This window comes from Pseudomonas sp. AG1028, from assembly GCF_007993955.1.
Lineage (GTDB): Bacteria > Pseudomonadota > Gammaproteobacteria > Pseudomonadales > Pseudomonadaceae > Aquipseudomonas > Aquipseudomonas straminea.
The window spans coordinates 464819-486910 of record NZ_VIVP01000001.1; the positions used below are offsets into that span (position 1 = coordinate 464819).

Consider the following 22092-nt stretch of genomic DNA (forward strand, 5'->3'; position numbering starts at 1 on the left):
GGCCCGCGCTGCATTCAGATGCTGATCTGTGCCGGGCTGGGGCTGCTCGCCGACAGCTGGGTGACGATGGTCTGCTGCAGGCGCGCGCACAGCTCGGGATCGGACAGCGGCTGGTTGTCGGCATCGGTGACGAAGAATACGTCCTCGACCCGTTCGCCAAGCGTGGCGATCTTGGCGTTTTGCACTGACAGGTCGAAGTCCAGGAAGATGCGCCCGATCTTGGCCAGCAGGCCCGGGCGATCCGGCGCGGTCAGTTCCACCACGGTGACCGGCCGCTGGGCATCGTTGTGAATGGTCACCTGAGGCGCGAAGGCGAAGTGCTTGAGCTGGCGCGGGACACGGCGCTGGATGATGTTCGGATACTCGTCCGGGTGCATCAGGGTATCGACCAGGCTCTGGCGGATTTGCTGGATGCGCTTGGGATTGTCACCGATCGAGCCACCTTCGGCCTCGAGCACGATGTAGGTGTCGAGGGTGAACTGGCTGGTTGACGTGAGAATCCGCGCGTCGTGGATGTTCAGGTTCAGCTGCGCCATGGCCGCTACCGTCACCGCGAAGAAATCGTGCTGATCCGGTGCGTAGATGAAGATCTGCGTGCCGCCTTCGAACTCGCGCTGGGTGGTTTCCTTGATGAGTACCAGTGGCCCGCCATCGTCCGGGTGCTGGAGGATCGCGTCGGTATGCCACGCCACGTCGCTGGCGGTGTGGCGCAGGAAGTAGTCATCGCCCAGCTGTGACCAGAGTTGCTCGACGTCGTCGGCATCGGTGCCGGCAGCGGTCAGAATGTCCAATGCTGCAGCTTGGGTCAGGCGAATCTGCTCCTCGCGCTCCACCGGGTTTTCCAGGCCGCGGCGCAGGGCGCTGGCGGTTTCGGTGTACAGCTGGCGCATCAGGCTGGCACGCCAGGAGTTCCACAGTGTCGGGTTGGTGGCGTTGATGTCCGCCACGGTGAGCACGTAGAGGTAATCCAGATGCGTCTGGTCGCCCACGAAGGCGGCGAAGTCGTTGATCACCTGCGGGTCGGACAGGTCCTTGCGCTGGGCGGTGGTCGACATCGCCAGGTGGTTCTGCACCAGCCAGACGATTAGCGCGGTGTCCCAGGCCGGCAAGTGGTGGCGCTGGCCGAATGCTTCGGCATCCAGGGCGCCGATCTCCGAGTGATCGCCGCCGCGGCCCTTGCCTATGTCGTGGTACAGGCCGGCCAGGTAGATCAGCTCTGGCTTGGGCAGCTTGTCGATCAACTGGCTGGCCAGGGGGAATTTCTCCGCCAGCTCCGGCCACTTGAACTTGCGCAGGTGCTTGATCAGGTTGAGCGTGTGGGCGTCGACCGTATAGATGTGGAACAGGTCGTGCTGCATCTGCCCGACGATATGGCCGAACTCCGGCAGGTAACGGCCGAGGATGCCGTAGCGGTTCATGCGCCGCAGGTTGCGGTGGATGCCCTGCTCGCACTTGAACAGTTCGATGAACAGGCTGGTGTTGCGGATATCGCGGCGGAAGTCGTCGTCGATCAGGTAGCGGTGATCGCGCAGCAGGCGGATGGTGTCGGCGCACACGCCGTTGAGCTCGGGGTGCTGGGCCATCAGCACGAAGATCTCGATGATGGCGAACGGCGTGCGCTTGAAGACGTTGGCGTGGGTGACTTCGATGTAGCCGTCACGCACCTGGAAGCGGCTGTTGAGCGGCTGCACCGGCAGGTTTTCACCGGCGCGCAGGATCTCTTCCTCGAAGTGCTGGTTGATCAGGTCGCTCAGCTCGGCGATGGCCATCACCACGCGGTAGTACTTCTGCATGAAGCGCTCGATGGTGCGCTTGGTGTCGCCCTCGTTGTAGCCGAGCAGCTCGGCAACCTTGCTCTGGTGATCGAACAGCAGTCGGTCTTCGGCGCGCCCGGCCAGCATGTGCAGGGCGTAGCGCACCTTCCAGAGAAACTCCTGGCTGGAGGCGAGCAGGGCGTATTCGCTTTCCAGCAGAAAGCCCTGGCCGACCATGGCATGCAAATTCAGCGTGCCGAAATGCCGACGCGCCACCCACAGGATGGTCTGGATATCGCGCAGGCCGCCTGGTGACCCCTTCACGTTGGGTTCCAGGTTGTACTCGGTGTCGTTGTACTTGGCGTGGCGGGCCTTTTGTTCGTCGCGTTTGGCCCGGTAGAAGGCCTTGCTCGGCCACATCTGGGCGGTGGAGGTCACCGTCTGCATGCGCTCGCGCAGGTGCTCGGGGCCGGCGATGGTGCGGCTTTCCATCAGGTTGGTGATGATGGTCAGGTCGGCGCGCGCCTCTTCGCCACACTCGGCCACCGAGCGCACGCTCTGGCCAACTTCCAGGCCGATGTCCCAGAGTAGGGTGAGAAAGCCTTCGATGGGTTCGCGGAAGGTTTCCTGATCGTCCCCGCCAAGCAGGATCAGCAGGTCGATATCGGAATAGGGATGCAGCTCGCCGCGGCCGTAGCCGCCCACCGCCAGCAGGGCGATTTCCGCCTCGCTGCTCCAGGTGAAGCGGTTCCAGGCTTCGAGCAGGATCTGGTCGGTGAAACGGGCGCGATCCTCGACCAGGCGGCGCACGTCGCGGTTGTCGCGAAAACGCGCATCCAGCACCTCGTGGGCGCGGCGGATGGCTTTCTTGAAGGCGCCGATGGGGCTGGACTTGAGAGCCAGCTCCGCCTGGAACTGGCCACGATCGAACAATTCGGCGTCTGTCAGCGACATGCGGCGGCCTTCCTTATCTATGGGGCGAGCGAATCTCAGGCCGAGGTGCGGGCGATGGTGTCGTCGCTGCGCAGGGTGAAAATCTCGTAGCCATCGGCGGTGACCAACAGGGTGTGCTCCCACTGGGCGGACAGCTTGCGGTCCTTGGTGATGGCGGTCCAGCCGTCGCCCAGTACGCGGGTTTCCGCTCGGCCCTGATTGATCATCGGCTCGATGGTGAAGGTCATGCCTTCCTTGAGCTCCATGCCGGTGCCGGCACGGCCGTAGTGCAGGATCTGCGGGTCTTCGTGGAACACCGAACCGATGCCGTGGCCGCAGAACTCGCGCACCACCGAAAAGCCGTGTTTCTCGGCGTGCTTCTGAATCACTTCGCCGATGTCGCCCAGGCGTGCACCTGGACGCACCACTTCGATGCCTTTATAGAGGCATTCCTGAGTGACGCGCGACAGGCGCTCGGCCCACTCCGGCACTTTGCCGATATGGAACATGCGGCTGGTGTCGCCGAAGTAGCCATCCTTGATCACGGTGACGTCGATATTCATCACGTCACCTTCCTTGAGCGGCTTGTCGTTGGGGATGCCGTGACACACCACATGGTTGAGCGAGGTGCAGATGGATTTCGGAAAGCCCGGGCGACCCGGCGCTGCGCCGTAGTTGAGCGGGGCGGGAATGGCCTTCTGCACGTCGACGATATAGTTGTGGCAGATGGTGTTGAGTTCGTCCGTGGTAACGCCGGGTTTGACGTATTCGGCGATCATCTCCAGTACGTCGGCGGCCAGGCGACCGGCGATGCGCATTTTCTCGATTTCGTCGGGCGTCTTCAGGGTGACGGTCATGGTGATCTCGTAAGCTCGATAAAGGACGACATTCTAAGCTGCAGGCCACAAGCTGCAAGCCACAAGTGGACGCGGGGCGCCGATGCTGAGCTAGACTCAGCGGTCCGGGCACACGGCCTTAGCGCTTGTGTCTGGCTCTTGTAGCTTATGGCTGCTTGTTGTGGTATAAAACGCGCCGCTTTACGGGGTAGACCCCGAAAGCCTAAACCCCACACACGTATCGACACGATTTCCTGGGTGCCCGCAAGGGTTGGAAATTGGGATGCGTGGAGGCCTAACCCGACTTATCAAGGAACTATCATGTCCCAAGTCAATATGCGCGATATGCTGAAGGCCGGTGTGCACTTCGGCCACCAGACCCGTTACTGGAATCCGAAAATGGGCAAGTACATTTTCGGCGCGCGCAACAAGATTCACATCATCAACCTGGAAAAGACCCTGCCGATGTTCAACGACGCTCTGTCGTTCGTTGAAAAGCTGGCTGCTGGCAAGAACAAGATTCTGTTCGTCGGCACCAAGCGTTCCGCTGGCAAGATCGTTCGCGAAGAAGCGGCTCGTTGCAACTCGCCGTTCGTCGATCACCGCTGGTTGGGCGGCATGCTCACCAACTACAAAACCATCCGTGCCTCGATCAAGCGTCTGCGCGATCTGGAAGTGCAGTCCCAGGACGGTACCTTCAGCAAGCTGACCAAGAAAGAAGCCCTGATGCGCACCCGTGATCTGGAAAAACTGGATCGCAGCCTGGGCGGTATCAAGGACATGGGCGGTCTGCCGGACGCCCTGTTCGTCATCGACGTTGATCACGAGCGCATCGCGATCACCGAAGCCAACAAGCTGGGCATCCCGGTCATCGGCGTTGTCGATACCAACAGCAGCCCGGAAGGCGTTGACTACATCATCCCGGGTAACGACGACGCCATTCGCGCCATCCAGCTGTACATGGGTGCCATGGCCGACGCCGTGATCCGTGGTCGCAGCAACACCGGCGGCGCTACCGAAGAGTTCGTCGAAGAAGCGCCGGCTGCAGAAGCTGCCGAAGGCTAAGCGGTAACGCAGAGCATCTCGTGTTATGCGCTGCGCAAAAAGGGGGCTAGGCCCCCTTTTTGCCACTCACAGATTTGATCGCCCGCCATGCGGGTGATGGTTGAAGACCTACCAAGAGGATTTTCAAGATGGCAGAGATTACTGCAGCACTGGTCAAGGAACTGCGCGAGCGTACCGGCCAAGGCATGATGGAATGCAAAAAGGCCCTGGTTGCCGCTGGTGGCGACATTGAGAAGGCCATTGATGACATGCGCGCTTCGGGCGCCATCAAGGCGGCCAAGAAGGCTGGCAACATCGCCGCTGAAGGTTCCATCGCCGTTCGCGTCGAAGGCAACCGTGGCCTGATCATCGAAGTCAACTCGCAGACCGACTTCCTGGCCCTGCAGGACGACTTCAAAGCTTTCGTCAAGGAAAGCCTGGACGAAGCCTTCGAGAAGAACCTGACCGAAGCCGCTCCGCTGATCGCCTCGCGTGAATCCGCTCGTGAAGCCCTGGTTGCCAAGTGCGGCGAGAACGTCAACATCCGTCGTCTGACCGCTGTTTCCGGTGACACCGTTGGTGCCTACCTGCACGGCCACCGTATCGGCGTTCTGGTTGTCCTGAAAGGCGGCAATGACGAACTGGCCAAGCACGTTGCCATGCATGTTGCAGCGAGCAACCCGGCCGTTGTTTCCCCGGATCAGGTTTCCGAGGAACTGGTTGCCAAGGAAAAGGAAATCTTCCTGCAGCTGAACGCCGAGAAGATCGCCGGCAAGCCGGAAAACATCGTCGAGAACATGGTCAAGGGTCGTATCGCCAAGTTCCTGGCTGAAGCCAGCCTGGTCGAGCAAGCCTTCATCATGGATCCGGAAGTCAAGGTCGGTGACCTGGTGAAGAAAGCCGGTGCCGAAGTCGTTTCCTTCGTTCGTTACGAAGTGGGCGAGGGCATCGAGAAGGCCGAGACCGACTTCGCTGCCGAAGTTGCTGCTCAGGTTGCTGCCAGCAAGCAGTGATAACTGCTTAGGTAGCGCCCCAGAAGAGGCTGCCCGCTCACGCGCGCGGCCTCTTTTTCAAAGGGGATTTTTTTCGAAACGACGGTTGGTGCCTGTGGCACTCACGGTCGTGAGCGCTGTCGAAGCGCTCGATATGCGAGCCACTCGGTTCGCAGGTTTTTCTTACGCCGCAGGAGAGATTGGTAATGGCTCAGCAGGTGAGTGGTCGTCAACCGCGCTACAAGCGCATTCTGCTCAAACTCAGCGGCGAGGCCCTGATGGGCTCCGAAGATTTCGGCATCGATCCCAAGGTGCTCGATCGCATGGCGCTGGAAGTCGGTCAGTTGGTCGGTATCGGCGTGCAAGTGGGTGTAGTGATCGGCGGTGGCAACCTGTTCCGTGGCGCTGCATTGAGCGCTGCCGGCATGGACCGCGTTACCGGTGACCACATGGGCATGCTGGCCACGGTGATGAACGCCCTTGCCATGCGTGACGCCCTGGAGCGCTCGAACATCCCGGCGCTGGTCATGTCGGCCATCTCCATGGTCGGCGTCACCGATCACTATGATCGCCGCAAGGCCATGCGCCATCTGAAGACCGGTGAGGTGGTGATCTTCGCCGCTGGCACTGGCAACCCGTTCTTCACCACCGACTCGGCCGCCTGCTTGCGGGGTATCGAGATCGACGCCGATGTGGTGCTGAAGGCAACCAAGGTCGATGGTGTGTACACTGCCGATCCATTCAAGGATCCGCATGCGGAGAAGTTCGATCGCCTCACCTATGACGAGGTGCTCGATCGCAAGCTGGGTGTGATGGATCTGACGGCCATTTGCCTGTGCCGTGATCACAACATGCCGCTGCGCGTTTTCAACATGAACAAGCCCGGTGCCCTGCTCAATGTCGTGGTGGGCGGCGCCGAAGGCACTCTGGTCGAGGAAGGTAAAGAATGATCAACGAAATCAAGAAGGACGCCCAGGCGCGCATGCAGAAGAGCCTGGAATCGCTGGCTCATGCATTCAGCCGCATTCGTACCGGTCAGGCTCACCCCAGCATCCTCAGTGGCGTGATGGTTCCGTACTACGGCGCCGACACCCCGCTCAACCAGGTTGCCAGCGTTACCGTCAAGGACTCGCGTACCCTGCAGGTCGTGGCCTTCGAGCGCAACATGCTGAGCGCAGTCGACAAGGCCATCCAGAGCTCCGGTCTGGGCTTCAACCCGACCAACCTGGGCGAGCTGCTGCTGGTCACCATGCCGGCGCTGACCGAAGAAACCCGCCGCGGCTTCACCAAGCAGGCCCGTGATGCTGCCGAAGACGCCCGTGTTGCCGTGCGCAACATCCGTCGTGACGCCATGAGCCAGCTCAAGGATCTGGTGAAGGAAAAGGAAATCACCGAGGACGAAGAGCGCCGCGCCGCTGACGACGTACAGAAGCTGACCGACAAGTTCGTGGGCGAAATCGACGTCGCCGTGAAGCAGAAAGAAGCGGACCTGATGGCCGTCTGACGGCCAGGAAGTCGCCATGGACAATTCCAAAGTCGGTGCCGTGATGGCCGTTCCACGGCACGTGGCGATCATTATGGATGGTAACAACCGCTGGGCGCGCAAACGCCTGTTGCCTGGCGTTGCCGGGCATAAGGCCGGCGTCGATGCGGTGCGAGCGGTCATCGAAGTGTGCGCCGATTCCGGCGTGGAAGTGCTGACCCTGTTCGCTTTCTCCAGTGAGAACTGGCAGCGCCCGGCCGATGAGGTCGGTGCGCTGATGGAGCTGTTCCTCAGTGCCCTGCGTCGCGAGGCACGCAAGCTCGACGAGAACCGCATCAGTCTGCGCATCATCGGCGACCGTTCGCGCTTCCATCCCGAGCTGCAGGCCGCCATGCGCGAAGCCGAAGCGGCGACCGCCGGCGCGCCGGGCGAGCAGCGCTTCATCCTGCAGATCGCCGCCAACTACGGCGGTCAGTGGGATATCGCCCAGGCCGCGCAACGCCTGGCGCGTGAAGTGCAGGGCGGTCATCTGCAACCCGAGGACATCACTCCGCGTCTGTTGCAGGGTTGTCTGGCCACTGGTGAGCAGCCGCTGCCGGATCTGTGCATCCGCACGGGCGGCGAACACCGGGTCAGCAATTTCCTGCTCTGGCAGATGGCCTACAGTGAATTGTACTTCTCCGACCTGCTGTGGCCGGACTTCAAGCACGACGCCATGCGCGCAGCGCTGGCGGATTTCGCCAAGCGCCAGCGGCGTTTTGGCAAAACCAGTGAACAAGTCGAAGCCGAGGCCCGCGCCTGATGCTCAAGCAACGAATCATTACGGCGCTGATCCTGCTGCCGATCGCCCTGGCAGGTTTCTTCCTGCTCGAAGGTGGCGCATTCGCGCTGTTTATCGCCGTAGTGGTCGTGCTCGGTGCCTGGGAATGGGCCCGCCTGGCGGGCTTCGAGGCCCAGCCGCTGCGTGTTGCCTATGCCGCCCTGGTGGCGGTGTTGCTTTATCTGGTTTACGCCGCCCCCGCGCTGGCGCCCTGGCTGTTGGCCATCGGCGTGCTGTGGTGGGCGTTCGCGACCTTTCTGGTGCTCAACTACCCGGATAGCAGCCGCTACTGGGGCGGTCTGCCGGGGCGTCTGGCGATAGGCCTGCTGATTCTGCTGCCGGCCTGGCAAGGGCTGGTGGTGATCAAGCAGTGGCAGCTGGCCAACTGGCTAATCCTGGCGGTGATGGCGCTGGTCTGGGTGGCGGATATCGGCGCCTATTTCTCCGGCAAGCGCTTCGGCAAGCGCAAGCTGGCCCCGCAGGTCAGTCCTGGCAAGAGCTGGGAAGGCCTGGTCGGTGGTTTGCTGCTCAGCCTGCTGCTGACCATCGTGGTCGGCGTTGTTCGTGATTGGTCGTTTACTCAGTTTCTGCAGGCGCTACCGGCCGCTGCCTTGGTGGTGCTGATCTCCGTGGTTGGTGACCTGACCGAGAGCATGTTCAAGCGTCAGTCCGGCATCAAGGACAGCAGCAATCTGCTGCCGGGGCATGGTGGGGTGCTCGACCGCATCGACAGCCTGACCGCCGCGGTGCCGGTATTCGCCCTGCTGCTGTGGCTGGCTGGCTGGGGCACATTGTGAGCCAGGTTCAGCAGATCACCGTTCTTGGTGCAACCGGCTCAATCGGTCTCAGCACCCTCGATGTCATCGCCCGCCATCCGTCGCGTTACCAGGCTTTTGCCCTGACCGCTTTCACGCGGCTGGCCGAGCTGGAGGCGCTTTGCGTCATTCACCGGCCGCGTTTCGCCGTTGTAGCCGATGCCGTAGCGGCAGCCGATCTGCAAGCTCGCCTGCGGCAGGCCGGGCTGGATACTCGCGTATTGTCTGGCGAGGCCGGATTGTGCGAGGTTGCCGCCCATGCCGAGGTGGATGCCGTGATGGCTGCCATCGTCGGTGCGGCCGGGCTCAAGCCGACACTGGCTGCGGTCGAAGCCGGCAAGAAGGTACTGCTTGCCAACAAGGAAGCCCTGGTGATGTCTGGCGCGCTGTTCATGCGCGCGGTGCGTCAGAGTGGCGCCGTGCTGCTGCCGATCGACAGCGAGCACAACGCGATCTTCCAGTGCCTGCCTCAGGATTACGCTCGTGGCCTGCAGCCGGTCGGCGTGCGGCGTATCCTGCTCACCGCCTCTGGTGGCCCGTTTCGTCAGGCCTCGCCCGAGTCGCTGCACGCGGTAACGCCCGAGCAGGCCTGTGCTCACCCAAACTGGTCGATGGGCCGCAAGATTTCCGTCGACTCGGCGAGCATGATGAACAAGGGCCTGGAGCTGATCGAAGCCTGCTGGCTGTTCGATGCGTGCCCGGAGCAGGTCGAGGTGTTGATTCACCCGCAGAGCGTCATCCATTCGTTGGTCGATTACGTCGATGGTTCGGTGCTCGCTCAACTGGGTAATCCCGACATGCGCACGCCCATCGCCCATGCGCTGGCCTGGCCGCAGCGCATCGACTCGGGTGTGGCGCCGCTGGATCTGCTCGCGGTGGCGCGTCTGGATTTCCAGGCGCCGGATGATGTTCGCTTCCCCTGTCTGCGCCTTGCCCGCGAGGCCGCCGAAGCAGGCGGCAGCGCGCCGGCCATGCTCAATGCCGCGAACGAAGTGGCGGTGGCGGCATTTCTCGAGCGGCGGATTCGCTTTACCGATATCGCGCGTATCATTGGCAGCGTTCTCGAGGCAGAGCCTAGCGTTGCGGTGGACTGTCTCGATGCCGTGCTTGAAGCTGACCGCCGCGCGCGGGAGCTGGCCGGGCAATGGTTGAATCGTGGAGAGGTGGCATGAGCGCACTCTATATGATCGTCGGTACCCTGATCGCCCTCGGGGTGCTGGTGACCTTTCATGAATACGGTCATTTCTGGGTTGCTCGCCGCTGTGGCGTTAAGGTGCTGCGCTTCTCCGTAGGTTTCGGCACGCCGCTGGTGCGCTGGCACGACCGTCAGGGCACCGAATTCGTGATCGCCGCCATCCCGCTGGGTGGCTATGTGAAGATGCTCGATGAGCGCGAAGGCGATGTGCCGCCGGAGTTGGCCGAGCAGTCGTTCAATCGCAAGACCGTCAAGCAGCGCTTCGCCATCGTCGCCGCTGGGCCGGCTGCCAACTTCGCCCTGGCCCTGGTGTTCTTCTGGCTGGTGGCCATGCTCGGCAGCCAGCAGGTGCGCCCGGTCATTGGCGCCGTGGAGTCGGGCAGCCTGGCTCAGGTCGCTGGCCTGCAGGCCGGTGAGGAAATCGTTTCGGTCAACGGCAAGGCGGTCACCGGCTGGTCGGCGGTCAACCTGCAGTTGGTACGCCGCCTCGGCGAAAGCGGCGAGCTGCTGATCACCACCCGCCATCCTGATGGTGGAGCCGATACTCCGCACCGCGTCGAGCTGGACAACTGGCTGCGCGGCGCCAATGAGCCGGATCCGATTGCCTCGCTGGGTATCCGCCCGTGGCGGCCAAGCCTCGAGCCAGTGCTCGCCGAGTTCGACCCTGAAGGGCCGGCCCAGGCCGCCGGCCTGCGCATTGGAGATCGCCTGCTGGCGCTCGACGATCAGCCGCTGAGCGACTGGCAGGATCTGGTCGATCGTGTGCGCGGGCTGCCGGGCAAGTCGGTATCCATTGCGCTGGAGCGCGATGGGCAGCGTCTGGACGTGCCCGTCACCCTGGCCGCGAAAGGCGAGGGCGAGGCGGCCACTGGCTACCTCGGCGCCGGCGTGGCAGCGGCTCAGTGGCCGCCTGAAATGCTCCGTGAAGTCAGCTACGGCCCGCTGCAGGCGGTCGGTGAAGCGGGCACACGCACCTGGACGATGAGCCTCCTGACTCTCGATTCACTGAAGAAAATGCTCTTCGGTGAGCTCTCGGTAAAAAACTTGAGTGGGCCGATAACCATTGCTAAAGTGGCGGGCGCTTCGGCCGAGTCGGGCCTTGGGGACTTTTTGAATTTCCTCGCGTACCTGAGCATCAGCCTGGGCGTTCTCAATTTGCTGCCCATCCCGGTTCTGGATGGCGGACATCTGCTTTATTACCTGCTCGAGTGGGTGCGAGGCCGCCCGCTTTCGGAACGGGTGCAGGGTTGGGGGATGCAGATTGGTATCAGCCTGGTGATCGGGGTGATGCTGCTGGCTCTGGTCAACGACCTTGGTCGCTTGTGAGCTCAGCTGAATTATATATCTTTCGTCTCGAACGACTGATTTCTTATCGTTAGTTGGAATAAGAAAGGACTTCATGAAACGTCTGCTGCTACCTGCGGTTCTTTCCGCATTGATGATCGCCGAAGTTCACGCCGAGTCCTTCACCATCTCCGATATTCGCGTTAACGGCCTGCAGCGCGTCTCCGCGGGCAGCCTGTTTGGCGCACTGCCTCTGAACGTTGGCGAGTCGGCCGACGACCGTACGCTTACCGAAGCGACGCGCGAACTGTTCAAAACCGGTTTCTTCCAGGACATCCAGCTCGGCCGCGACGGCAACGTGCTGGTCATTACCGTTGTCGAGCGTCCGTCGATCTCCAGCATCGAGATCGAAGGCAACAAGGCCATCAGCACCGATGACCTGATGAAGGGCTTGAAGCAGTCCGGCCTCGACGAAGGTGAAATCTTCCAACGCGCGACCCTGGAAGGCGTGCGTAACGAATTGCAGCGTCAGTACGTGGCCCAGGGCCGTTATTCCGCCGAAATCGATGCCGAAGTGATTCCGCAGCCGCGCAACCGCGTGGCGCTGAAGATCAACATCAACGAAGGCAGCGTCGCGGCCATTCAGCACATCAACGTTGTCGGCAACAAGGTCTTCTCTGATGAAGAGTTGCAGGATCTGTTCGAGCTGAAAACTACCAACTGGCTGTCCTTCTTCAAGAACGATGACAAGTACGCCCGCGAGAAGCTCTCCGGTGACCTGGAACGTTTGCGTTCCTATTATCTGGACCGCGGCTACATCAACATGGATATCACCTCTACCCAGGTATCCATCACTCCGGACAAGAAGCACGTCTACATCACCGTCAACGTCGACGAGGGTGAAAAGTACACCGTTCGCGACGTGAAGCTGTCCGGCGACCTCAAGGTGCCGGAAGAAGAAGTACGCGCGTTGCTGCTGGTCAAGGAAGGTCAGGTGTTCTCCCGCAAGGTGATGACTTCCACCAGCGAACTGATCACGCGTCGCCTGGGCAACGAGGGCTACACCTTCGCCAACGTCAACGGTGTGCCAGAGCCGCACAACGATGACAACACCGTATCCATCACTTTCGTCGTGGATCCGGGCAAGCGTGCCTACGTCAATCGCATCAACTTCCGCGGTAACACTAAGACCGAAGACGAAGTGCTGCGTCGCGAAATGCGCCAGATGGAAGGCGGCTGGGCTTCGACCTATCTGATCGACCAGTCGAAGACGCGTTTGGAGCGTCTGGGCTTCTTCAAGGAGGTCAACGTCGAGACCCCTCAGGTGCCGGGCACCGATGACCAGGTCGACGTCAATTACAGCGTCGAAGAGCAGGCATCGGGCTCGATTACCGCCAGCGTGGGCTTTGCCCAGAACGCCGGTCTGATCCTCGGCGGCTCGATTACCCAGAACAACTTCCTGGGTAGCGGTAACCGCGTCAGCATTGGCCTGACCCGCAGCGAATACCAAAGTCGCTACAACTTCTCCTATACCGATCCGTACTGGACCGAAGATGGCGTGAGCCTGGGCTACAACGCCTTCTACCGCACCACCGACTACGACAAGCTCGATGTGGACGTGTCCAGCTACTCGGTCGACAGCCTCGGTGCCGGCATCAACATCGGTTACCCGATCAGCGAGACCTCGCGCCTGACCTACGGTCTGACCGTGCAGCAGGACGAGATCAACACCGGCCGCTACACCGTCGACGAGATCTTCGACTTCACCCGCCAGGAAGGCGAGAAGTACCTCAACTTCAAGGCATCTGCCGGCTGGTCCGAGTCGACCCTCAACCGCGGCGTGCTGGCCAACCGTGGCCACTCGCAGAGCCTGGTATTCGAAACCACGGTGCCGGGTAGCGACCTGTCGTTCTACAAAATCGACTACCGCGGCCAGATCTTCAAGCCGCTGACCGACACCTACACCATGCGCTTCCATACGCAGTTGGGTTACGGCGGTGCCTTCGGCTCTACCAGCAAGCTGCCGTTCTACGAGAACTACTACGCCGGTGGTTTCAACTCCGTGCGTGGCTTCAAGGACAGCAGCCTGGGCCCGCGCAGTACGCCGAGTACCGGTACCAATCCCGGCACGCTTGCTGATCCGGATCAGGATCCATTGCCGTTCGGTGGTAACGTGCTGATCCAGGGTGGTGCGGAGCTGCTGTTCCCGATGCCGTTCGTCAAGGACCAGCGCTCGCTGCGTACCGCGCTGTTCTGGGATGTGGGTAACGTCTTCGACACAGACTGCAGCGCCGGCCAGAAGCGCCGCGGCGACAGCTGCGACATCGATTTCGGCAACCTGGCCAGCTCTGTGGGTGTTGGCGTCACCTGGATCACGGCTCTCGGTCCGCTGAGCTTCAGTCTGGGCATGCCGATCAAGAAACCGGATGATGCCGATACCCAGGTGTTCCAGTTCTCCCTCGGTCAGACGTTCTAAGCGTCTGCTCATGAATCAAGACAGTTTTCTGCAGGAGTTGCACCGTGCGTAAGTTGATTAAACTGGCTCTGTTAAGCGTCACCATGCTGGCTACCCCGGCCTTCGCGGAAATGAAGATCGCGGTGCTCAACTACCAGATGGCTCTGCTCGAGTCGGACGCTGCCAAGCGTTACGCCGTCGATGCCGAGAAGAAATTCGGTCCGCAGCTTAACAAGCTCAAGACCCTGGAAAGCGACGCCAAGCGCATTCAGGACCGCATCGTCAAAGACGGTGAGAAGATGCAGACTGCCGAACGCGAGCGCCTCGAGCTGGACTTCAAGCAAAAGGCCCGTGACTTCCAGTTCCAGTCCAAGGAACTGAACGAAGCCAAGGCCGTCGCTGATCGCGACATGCTCAAGAAGCTCAAGCCCAACCTGGATAAGGCCGTTGAAGAAGTCATCAAGAATGGCAACTTCGATCTCGTGCTCGAGCGTGGCGCCGTCATCGATGTGAAACCGCAATTCGACATCACTCGTCAGGTGATCGAGCGCATGAACCAGATGCGTTGATGATGTCCACACCGGTATTCACGCTCGGCCAGTTGGCCGAGCAGCTGGGCGCCACCTTGCGGGGCGTGGCTGATCAGACAGTCGACGGGCTGGCAACCTTGCAGGATGCCGGCCCGTCTCAGCTGACGTTCCTGTCTAATGCGCAGTACCGCAAGCATCTGGCCAGTTGCCAGGCCGCTGCTGTGTTGCTCACTGCGGCCGATGCGGAGAGCTTCAGCGGTAATGCGCTGGTGGTTGCCAATCCGTATCTGGCCTACGCCTCGCTTTCCCATCTGTTCGATCGCAAGCCCAAGGCGCAGCCAGGCGTTCATCCTACCGCGGTGGTGGCTGATGACGCTCAGATCGATACTACTGCTGCGATCGGTCCTTACGCAGTGATCGAAACGGGCGCGAAGATCGCCGCCGGCGTGACCATAGGCGCCCACTGCGTGATCGGTGCGCGTTCGCAGATCGGCGAAGGCGGCTGGTTGGCACCGCGGGTTACCCTGTATCACGACGTGCGTATCGGCAAGCGGGTGGTCATCCAGTCCGGTGCGGTGATCGGTGGCGAGGGCTTCGGCTTCGCCAACGAGAAAGGTGTCTGGCAGAAGATCGCTCAGATCGGTGGCGTCAGCATCGGTGATGACGTCGAAATCGGCGCCAACACTACGCTCGACCGCGGCGCGCTGTCCGATACGCGGATCGGCAACGGCGTGAAACTGGATAACCAGATCATGATCGCGCACAACGTGCAAGTCGGCGACAACACGGCGATGGCTGCCTGTGTCGGTATTTCCGGCAGTACCTCGATCGGCAAGAACTGTATGATCGCCGGCGGTGTGGGCATGGTCGGCCATATTGACGTGTGTGACGGCGTATTCGTGACCGGTATGACCATGGTCACCCGCTCGATCACCGAGCCCGGCGCCTATTCCTCGGGCACCGCCATGCAACCTGCAGCCGAGTGGAAGAAAAGCGTGGCGCGCATCCGCCAGCTGGACGACATGGCGCGGCGTGTGAAGCAGTTGGAAAAACAGCTGGCTGCCGTGACCTCGAGCGGGAATGCCTCATCTGATGCCTGAGCCAATGGCTGGCTCTTTCTCTTTATTACGGGCTTCTCTGGAAATGATGGAAATCAACGAAATTCGCGAGTACTTGCCGCACCGTTATCCGTTCCTGCTGGTGGACCGGGTCACGGATCTGGATCTGGAAGGCAAGTGCGTTCGTGCTTACAAGAATGTCAGCGTCAACGAGCCATTCTTCAACGGCCACTTTCCCGAGCACCCGATCATGCCAGGCGTGCTCATCATCGAAGCCATGGCGCAGGCCGCCGGTATCCTCGGCTTCAAGATGATGGATGTGAAGCCTGCCGATGGCACGCTCTACTACTTCGTCGGCTCCGATAAGCTACGCTTCCGTCAACCGGTCGTGCCCGGTGACCAGCTGATCCTCGAGGCCAAGTTCCTCAGCAGCAAGCGCAGCATCTGGAAGTTCGAATGCAAGGCCACGGTCGATGGCAAGGAAGTGTGCTCGGCCGAAATCATCTGTGCGGAACGCAAGTTATGAGTTTGATTGACCCTCGTGCCATCATCGATCCCAGCGCCAAGCTGGCCGACGACGTCGTCGTCGGCCCTTGGTCGATCATTGGGCCCGACGTAGAAATTGGCGAGGGCTGCGTGCTGGGTCCCAATGTGATCATCAAGGGCCCTACCCGAATCGGGAAGCACAACAAGATCTACCAGTTCGCCTCGCTCGGTGAGGACACCCCGGATCGCAAGTACAAGGGCGAGCCTACCCGCCTGGTCATCGGTGATCACAACATCATCCGTGAAGGCGTGACCATGCATCGCGGCACCATTCAGGATCGTGACGAAACCACCATCGGTGACCACAACCTGATCATGGCCTATGCCCATATCGGCCACGACAGCGTGGTCGGCAATCACTGCATTTTGGTCAACAACGTGGCGCTGGCCGGCCATGTGCACATCGGCGACTGGGCGATCCTGTCCGGCTACACCCTGGTGCATCAGTTCTGCCATATCGGCGCGCATGCCTTTGCCGGCATGGGGGCGGCGATCGGCAAGGACGTCCCCGCTTATGTGACGGTATCCGGCAACCCGGCCGAAGCGCGCAGCATGAACTTCGAAGGCCTGCGCCGTCGTGGTTTCAGTGCCGAGTCGATGCAGGCGTTGCGCCGCGCCTACAAGATCGTCTACCGCCAGGGCTTCACCATCGAAGAGGCGCTGGTCGAGCTGGAAGAAGTAGCTGCCCAGTTTGCCGAAGTGGCGGTTTTCCGTGATTCGATCCTGACCTCCAGCCGCGGCATTACCCGCTGAATCATGGCTGAGGTATTGCGTGTCGCGCTGGTCGCCGGCGAGGCATCGGGCGACATTCTCGGTTCCGGCCTCATGCAAGCGCTCAAGGCGCAGCACCCGAACGTCGAGTTCATCGGTGTTGGCGGACCGCGCATGCAGGCTGAGGGGCTGGTCAGTGATTTTCCGATGGAACGCCTGGCGGTCATGGGGCTGGTCGAGGTGTTGGGCCGACTGCCTGAATTGCTGTCGCGCCGCCGCCGCCTGATCGCCAGCCTGATCGAGCGTAAGCCCGACGTATTTATTGGCATCGATGCGCCGGATTTCACCTTGGGTGTCGAGCTCAAATTGCGGCAGGCCGGCATTCGCACCGTGCACTACGTCAGCCCCTCCGTGTGGGCGTGGCGGCAGAAACGCGTGTTGAAGATTCGCGATGCCTGCGACCTGATGCTGACCCTGTTTCCCTTCGAGGCGCAGTTCTACGAGGCGCACCAGGTGCCGGTCTGCTTCGTCGGCCATCCGCTGGCTGATGCGATTCCGCTACAGGCTGATCGCGCCGCCGCCCGTGAACTGCTGGGCTTGCCTCTTGACGTACCGGTCATCGCGTTGCTGCCCGGCAGCCGCGGTGGCGAGGTTGCGCGCCTGGGTAGTCTGTTTCTCGATGCCGCCGAGCGCCTGCGTGCGCTGCGTCCGGGCGTGCGTTTCGTGTTGCCCTGTGCCAGCGCCGAACGTCGCCAGCAGCTGGAGCAGATGCTGATCGGCCGTGATCTGCCGCTGCACTTGCTCGACGGCCGCTCACACGACGCCCTGGCAGCCTGCGATGCAGTGTTGATCGCCTCTGGAACCGCTACGCTCGAAGCGCTGCTCTACAAGCGGCCGATGGTGGTGGCTTACCGCGTCGCGCCGATGACCTTCCGCATTCTCAAGCGGCTGGTGAAGAGTCCGTACATCTCGCTGCCCAATCTGCTCGCCCAGCGCCTGCTGGTGCCCGAGCTGATTCAGGATGCCGCCACGCCCGAAGCGCTGGCCCAGACCGTTTCACCGCTGCTGGTCGACGGTGAAGTGCAGACTGAAGGTTTCGATGCCATTCACCGCACCCTGCGCCGTGACGCTTCCCAGCGTGCCGCGGCTGCCGTGCTCGGTCTGCTGGGGCGTGGCTGATGCAGCTGGGCCTGGATTTCGCTACCGTCGAGGAGTTGGTCGCTGGCGTCGACGAGGTCGGCCGTGGCCCGCTGTGTGGTGCGGTGGTAACCGCTGCGGTGATCCTCGACCCGGCACGGCCGATTCTCGGGCTCAACGACTCCAAGAAGCTGACCGAAGCGCGGCGTGAAAAGCTGTTCGACGAGATCCGTGAAAAGGCGTTGGCCTGGTGCATCGCCCGCGCGGAAGTAGAAGAGATCGATCGCCTGAATATTCTGCATGCCACCATGCTGGCCATGCAGCGCGCGGTCGAGGGCCTGAGTGTAACGCCGAAGCTGGCGCTGATCGACGGTAACCGCTGTCCGAAACTCTCGGTGCCCAGTGCGCCGGTGGTCGGCGGCGATGCCCAAGTGCCGGCCATCGCTGCGGCCTCGATCCTCGCCAAGGTTAGTCGCGATCGCGAAATGCGCGAGCTGGATGCACTCTACCCGGGTTACGGCATCGCGCTGCACAAGGGCTACCCGACGCTCGTTCATCTCGAGGCCCTCACCCGTCTGGGCCCGACTCCCATCCACCGGCGCTCCTTCGCGCCGGTACGTCGCCTGCTGGAAGCCGCGAGCGGCAACTGAGCGTACTCAGGCCGCTGTCGATCCTTCCAGTTACGGTACAATCCGCGTTTTGTCGCTTTTCCTGCAGGGCTTCTTCATGGCTGTTTCCTTCGTTCATCTTCGCCTGCACACCGAATACTCCCTTGTCGATGGCCTGGTTCGCGTCAAGCCACTGGTCAAGGCCGTGGCTGGCGGCGGCATGCCCGCCGTGGCGGTCACCGACATGAGCAACATGTGCTCGCTGGTGAAGTTCTACAAAGCGGCCATGGGCGCCGGCATCAAGCCGATCTGCGGTGCCGACATCTGGCTGGCCAGCGCCTACGAAGATGGCCCGCTGACGCGTATCACTCTCTTGGCGATGAACCCCAAGGGCTATCGCAACCTGACCGAACTGATCTCGCGCGGTTGGAGCGAGGGGCAGAGCAATGACCTGGTGATCATCCAGCGCGACTGGGTCAAGGAAGCCAGCGAAGGGCTGATCGCCCTGTCCGGCGCCAAGGAGGGCGAGATCGGCCATGCGCTGCTCGATGGCGAGCTGGCCAAGGCCGAAGCGCTGCTGCAGGAGTGGCTGGCGGTGTTCCCCGAGCGCTTTTACCTCGAAGTGCAGCGCACCAGTCGCGTCAACGACGAAGAGCACGTGCACGCCGCCGTTGCCCTGGCCGACAAGACCGGCGCGCCGCTGGTGGCCACCAACGACGTGCGCTTTCTCAAGCAGAGCGATTTCGAAGCCCACGAGACCCGCGTGTGCATCGGCGAAGGCCGCATCCTCGACGACCCGCGCCGCCCGCGGATCTACTCCGACCAGCAGTACCTGAAATCGCCAGAGGAAATGGCCGAGCTGTTCAGCGACCTGCCGGACGCGCTGCAGAACACCGTCGAGATCGCCAAGCGCTGCAACATCGACGTGCAACTGGGCAAATACTTCCTGCCGGATTTCCCGGTACCGGAAGGCATGACCATCGACGAGTATTTCCGCAAGGTTTCGTTCGACGGCCTCGAGGAGCGCCTCGAGGTCCTGTTGCCCAAGGACACGCCGGATTACGACGCCAAGAAGCAGGTGTACATCGACCGGCTGAATTTCGAGCTGGATATCATCATCCAGATGGGCTTCCCCGGTTACTTCCTGATCGTTATGGACTTCATCCAGTGGGCCAAGAGCAACGGCGTGCCAGTGGGGCCGGGCCGTGGTTCAGGTGCCGGTTCGCTGGTGGCCTACGTGCAGAAGATCACCGACCTCGATCCGCTGGCCTACGACCTGCTGTTCGAGCGCTTCCTCAACCCCGAGCGGGTCTCCATGCCCGACTTCGACGTCGACTTCTGCATGGACGGTCGTGACCGGGTCATCGATTACGTGGCCGAGAAGTACGGGCGTAATGCGGTGAGCCAGATCATCACCTTCGGCTCCATGGCGGCCAAGGCGGTAGTGCGCGACGTGGCGCGGGTACAGGGCAAGTCCTACGGCTTGGCGGATCGTCTGTCGAAGATGATCCCCTTCGAAGTCGGCATGACGCTGGAAAAGGCCTTTGAAATGGAAGAGCCGCTGCGCGACTTCCTCAAGGTCGACGAGGAGGCTGCTGAGATCTGGGACATGTCCCTCAAGCTCGAAGGCATCGTGCGTGGTACCGGCAAGCACGCCGGGGGCGTGGTGATCGCGCCGACCAAGCTGACCGATTTCGCGCCGATCGCCTGTGACGAGGAGGGCGCCGGCCTGGTGACCCAGTTCGACAAGGACGACGTCGAGCAGGCCGGTCTGGTGAAGTTCGACTTCCTCGGCCTACGCACCCTTACCATTATCAAGTGGGCACTGGAAACCATTCACCGTGACCAGCGCGCCGCCGGGGTGGCCGAAGAGGATCTGGTCAACATCGACTTCATTCCGCTCGATGACAAGCCGACTTACCAGATGCTGCAGAAAGCCGAAACCACGGCAGTCTTCCAGCTCGAATCGCGCGGCATGAAGGAGCTGATCAAGAAGCTCAAGCCCGACTGCCTGGAAGACATGATCGCATTGGTGGCGCTGTTCCGCCCCGGCCCGCTGCAGTCCGGCATGGTGGACGACTTCATCAACCGTAAGCACGGCCGCGCCGAGCTATCCTACCCGCACCCTGATTACCAGTACGCGGGCCTGGAACCGGTGCTCAAGCCGACGTACGGGATCATCCTCTATCAGGAACAGGTCATGCAGATCGCCCAGGTAATGGGCGGTTATACCCTGGGCCAGGCGGACATGTTGCGCCGCGCCATGGGCAAGAAGAAGCCCGAGGAAATGGCCAAGCAGCGTGGCGGCTTCATCGAAGGTTGTGCCAACAACGGCATCGATGCCGATCTGGCGGGCAACATCTTCGATCTGGTGGAAAAGTTCGCAGGTTACGGCTTCAACAAATCCCACTCCGCCGCTTACGGCTTGGTGTCCTACCAAACCGCCTGGCTAAAGGCGCATTACCCGGCGCCATTCATGGCCGCGGTGCTGTCGGCGGATATGCACAACACCGACAAGGTGGTGATCCTCATCGAGGAATGCCGCAGCATGAAGCTGCGCATCGATCCACCGGATGTGAACGCTTCGGAGTTCAAGTTCACCGTCAGCCACGACGCGAACCAGACCCAGCGCATCCTCTATGGCCTCGGTGCAGTCAAGGGCGTGGGCGAAGGTCCGGTGGAAGCCATCGTCGAAGCGCGTCAGGACGGCCCGTTCAAGGACCTGTTCGACTTCTGCTCGCGCGTCGACCTCAAACGCATCAACAAACGAACCATGGAAGCGCTGATTCGCAGCGGCGCGCTGGATCGCCTGGGCCCGCACTTCCATGACGAGATCAAGGCCTACCAGGCCAACATCGACCGTAATCGCGCCGTGCTGCTCGCAGCGATGGAAGAGGCGGTGCAGGCTGCCGAGCAGACCGCACGTAGCCACGACAGCGGCCATATGGACCTGTTCGGTGGTGTGTTCGCCAGCCCCGAGGCGGATGTCTACGCCAACCACCGCAAGGCCCGCGAGCTGTCGCTCAAGGAGCGTCTGAAGGGTGAAAAAGACACCCTGGGCCTGTACCTGACCGGCCACCCGATCGACGAATACGAAAGCGAAGTGCGGCGGTTCGCCCGCCAGCGCATCGTCGACCTCAAGCCGGCTCGCGACACCCAGACCATCGCCGGCCTGATCGTCAACCTGCGGGTGATGAAGAACAAGAAAGGCGACAAGATGGGCTTCATCACCCTGGACGACCGTTCCGGGCGCATCGAGGCCTCGCTGTTCGCCGATGCCTTCGCCAGCAACCAGGCACTGCTGCAGAGCGATGCCTTGGTGGTGGTGGAAGGCGAGGTCAGTAACGACGATTTCTCCGGCGGCATGCGCCTGCGTGCCAAGCGGGTGATGAGCCTGGAAGAAGCGCGCACCGGGCTGGCCGAAAGCCTGCGGGTCAAGGTGCAGGCCGCGGCGCTCAGGGGCGACCGGCTGCGCTGGCTGGGTGAGCTTTGCCAACGCCATCGCGGGGCTTGTCCGATCACCCTGGATTACACCGGTGCCGATGCCAAAGCCCTGCTGCAGTTTGGCGAAGAGTGGCGAATCGACCCGGCCGACAGCTTGATTCAAGCGTTACGTGACCAGTTCGGGCGAGACAACGTCTTCCTGCAATACCGCTGATATGGCGGCGCTGAAAAGGTAGGGCTCAGGCCACGTCTTTTCAGCCCTGACACTGCATGTTTGCCCCTGGTGTGCGCAAATCTTATGATTTGCCGCCGTGCGAATGCCTGGCGCATTTGCCGGCATTTTCGCCGGAAGTGCACTGCAGGTGTCGACCTGAAGGCGCCTGTTCCTATAAGGTAGGCGCCAATTAGATACACGCTCCCCGGCCCTTTTGGCCGTCGACGCATGAC

18 protein-coding genes are annotated in these 22092 nt (G+C 61.8%); 16 read left to right on the forward strand and 2 right to left on the reverse strand.

Annotated elements, in window-relative coordinates; translation table 11 throughout:
* Window positions 1-14: 14 nt before the first annotated feature.
* Entirely contained in the window at window positions 15-2708 is a 2694-nt protein-coding gene (locus FB481_RS02105) for a [protein-PII] uridylyltransferase (protein WP_147174929.1), read from the reverse strand.
* Window positions 2709-2743: 35 nt separating this feature from the next.
* On the reverse strand, window positions 2744-3550 hold the full coding sequence (gene map / locus FB481_RS02110) for a type I methionyl aminopeptidase (protein ID WP_256662697.1): 807 nt from the start codon (window positions 3548-3550) through the stop codon (window positions 2744-2746).
* Between the two features lie 294 nt (window positions 3551-3844).
* Between map and rpsB the strand changes: the two genes are divergently transcribed.
* The 16 genes from rpsB (at window position 3845) to dnaE (ending at window position 21859) form a co-directional block, all read left to right on the forward strand.
* Window positions 3845-4588: a 30S ribosomal protein S2 gene (gene rpsB, locus FB481_RS02115; RefSeq protein WP_075929927.1), complete on the forward strand. Its 744-nt coding sequence runs from the start codon at window positions 3845-3847 to the stop codon at window positions 4586-4588.
* Between the two features lie 128 nt (window positions 4589-4716).
* Window positions 4717-5580: a translation elongation factor Ts gene (gene tsf, locus FB481_RS02120; protein WP_027903504.1), complete on the forward strand. Its 864-nt coding sequence runs from the start codon at window positions 4717-4719 to the stop codon at window positions 5578-5580.
* A gap of 185 nt (window positions 5581-5765) precedes the next feature.
* The gene (pyrH, locus tag FB481_RS02125; RefSeq protein WP_013792516.1) at window positions 5766-6509 is read left to right on the forward strand and encodes a UMP kinase; all 744 of its coding nucleotides are present in this window, start codon (window positions 5766-5768) and stop codon (window positions 6507-6509) included.
* The gene (frr, locus tag FB481_RS02130; protein WP_013792515.1) at window positions 6506-7063 is read left to right on the forward strand and encodes a ribosome recycling factor; all 558 of its coding nucleotides are present in this window, start codon (window positions 6506-6508) and stop codon (window positions 7061-7063) included. The genes pyrH and frr overlap by 4 nt, the downstream gene beginning before the upstream one ends.
* 16 nt (window positions 7064-7079) lie before the next feature.
* Window positions 7080-7844 carry a polyprenyl diphosphate synthase gene (gene uppS / locus FB481_RS02135; protein ID WP_093503878.1) on the forward strand — a complete coding sequence of 255 codons (765 nt, stop codon included), beginning with the start codon at window positions 7080-7082 and terminating at the stop codon, window positions 7842-7844.
* Complete coding sequence (locus FB481_RS02140) at window positions 7844-8659, forward strand: phosphatidate cytidylyltransferase (RefSeq protein WP_093503876.1); 816 nt, start codon at window positions 7844-7846, stop codon at window positions 8657-8659. The genes uppS and FB481_RS02140 overlap by 1 nt, the downstream gene beginning before the upstream one ends.
* Window positions 8656-9849: a 1-deoxy-D-xylulose-5-phosphate reductoisomerase gene (gene ispC, locus FB481_RS02145; protein WP_147174931.1), complete on the forward strand. Its 1194-nt coding sequence runs from the start codon at window positions 8656-8658 to the stop codon at window positions 9847-9849. The genes FB481_RS02140 and ispC overlap by 4 nt, the downstream gene beginning before the upstream one ends.
* The gene (gene rseP, locus FB481_RS02150) at window positions 9846-11198 is read left to right on the forward strand and encodes an RIP metalloprotease RseP (protein WP_147174932.1); all 1353 of its coding nucleotides are present in this window, start codon (window positions 9846-9848) and stop codon (window positions 11196-11198) included. The genes ispC and rseP overlap by 4 nt, the downstream gene beginning before the upstream one ends.
* 73 nt (window positions 11199-11271) lie before the next feature.
* Window positions 11272-13632 (forward strand): outer membrane protein assembly factor BamA, encoded by a 2361-nt coding sequence (gene bamA / locus FB481_RS02155; RefSeq protein ID WP_147174933.1) that lies wholly within the window; start codon window positions 11272-11274, stop codon window positions 13630-13632.
* A gap of 83 nt (window positions 13633-13715) precedes the next feature.
* Window positions 13716-14180, forward strand: a complete 465-nt coding sequence (locus tag FB481_RS02160) for an OmpH family outer membrane protein (protein ID WP_225609398.1) — start codon at window positions 13716-13718, stop codon at window positions 14178-14180.
* Entirely contained in the window at window positions 14180-15241 is a 1062-nt protein-coding gene (lpxD, locus tag FB481_RS02165) for a UDP-3-O-(3-hydroxymyristoyl)glucosamine N-acyltransferase (RefSeq protein ID WP_093503868.1), read from the forward strand. Before FB481_RS02160 ends, lpxD begins: the two co-directional genes overlap by 1 nt.
* Window positions 15242-15284: 43 nt before the next feature.
* Window positions 15285-15725 (forward strand): 3-hydroxyacyl-ACP dehydratase FabZ, encoded by a 441-nt coding sequence (gene fabZ, locus FB481_RS02170; protein WP_013792507.1) that lies wholly within the window; start codon window positions 15285-15287, stop codon window positions 15723-15725.
* The gene (gene lpxA / locus FB481_RS02175) at window positions 15722-16498 is read left to right on the forward strand and encodes an acyl-ACP--UDP-N-acetylglucosamine O-acyltransferase (RefSeq protein WP_070884107.1); all 777 of its coding nucleotides are present in this window, start codon (window positions 15722-15724) and stop codon (window positions 16496-16498) included. Before fabZ ends, lpxA begins: the two co-directional genes overlap by 4 nt.
* A 3-nt stretch (window positions 16499-16501) precedes the next feature.
* Complete coding sequence (gene lpxB / locus FB481_RS02180) at window positions 16502-17635, forward strand: lipid-A-disaccharide synthase (RefSeq protein WP_147174934.1); 1134 nt, start codon at window positions 16502-16504, stop codon at window positions 17633-17635.
* Complete coding sequence (gene rnhB / locus FB481_RS02185; protein WP_147174935.1) at window positions 17635-18243, forward strand: ribonuclease HII; 609 nt, start codon at window positions 17635-17637, stop codon at window positions 18241-18243. Before lpxB ends, rnhB begins: the two co-directional genes overlap by 1 nt.
* 76 nt (window positions 18244-18319) lie before the next feature.
* Window positions 18320-21859: a DNA polymerase III subunit alpha gene (gene dnaE, locus FB481_RS02190; protein WP_147174936.1), complete on the forward strand. Its 3540-nt coding sequence runs from the start codon at window positions 18320-18322 to the stop codon at window positions 21857-21859.
* Window positions 21860-22092 lie beyond the last annotated feature (233 nt).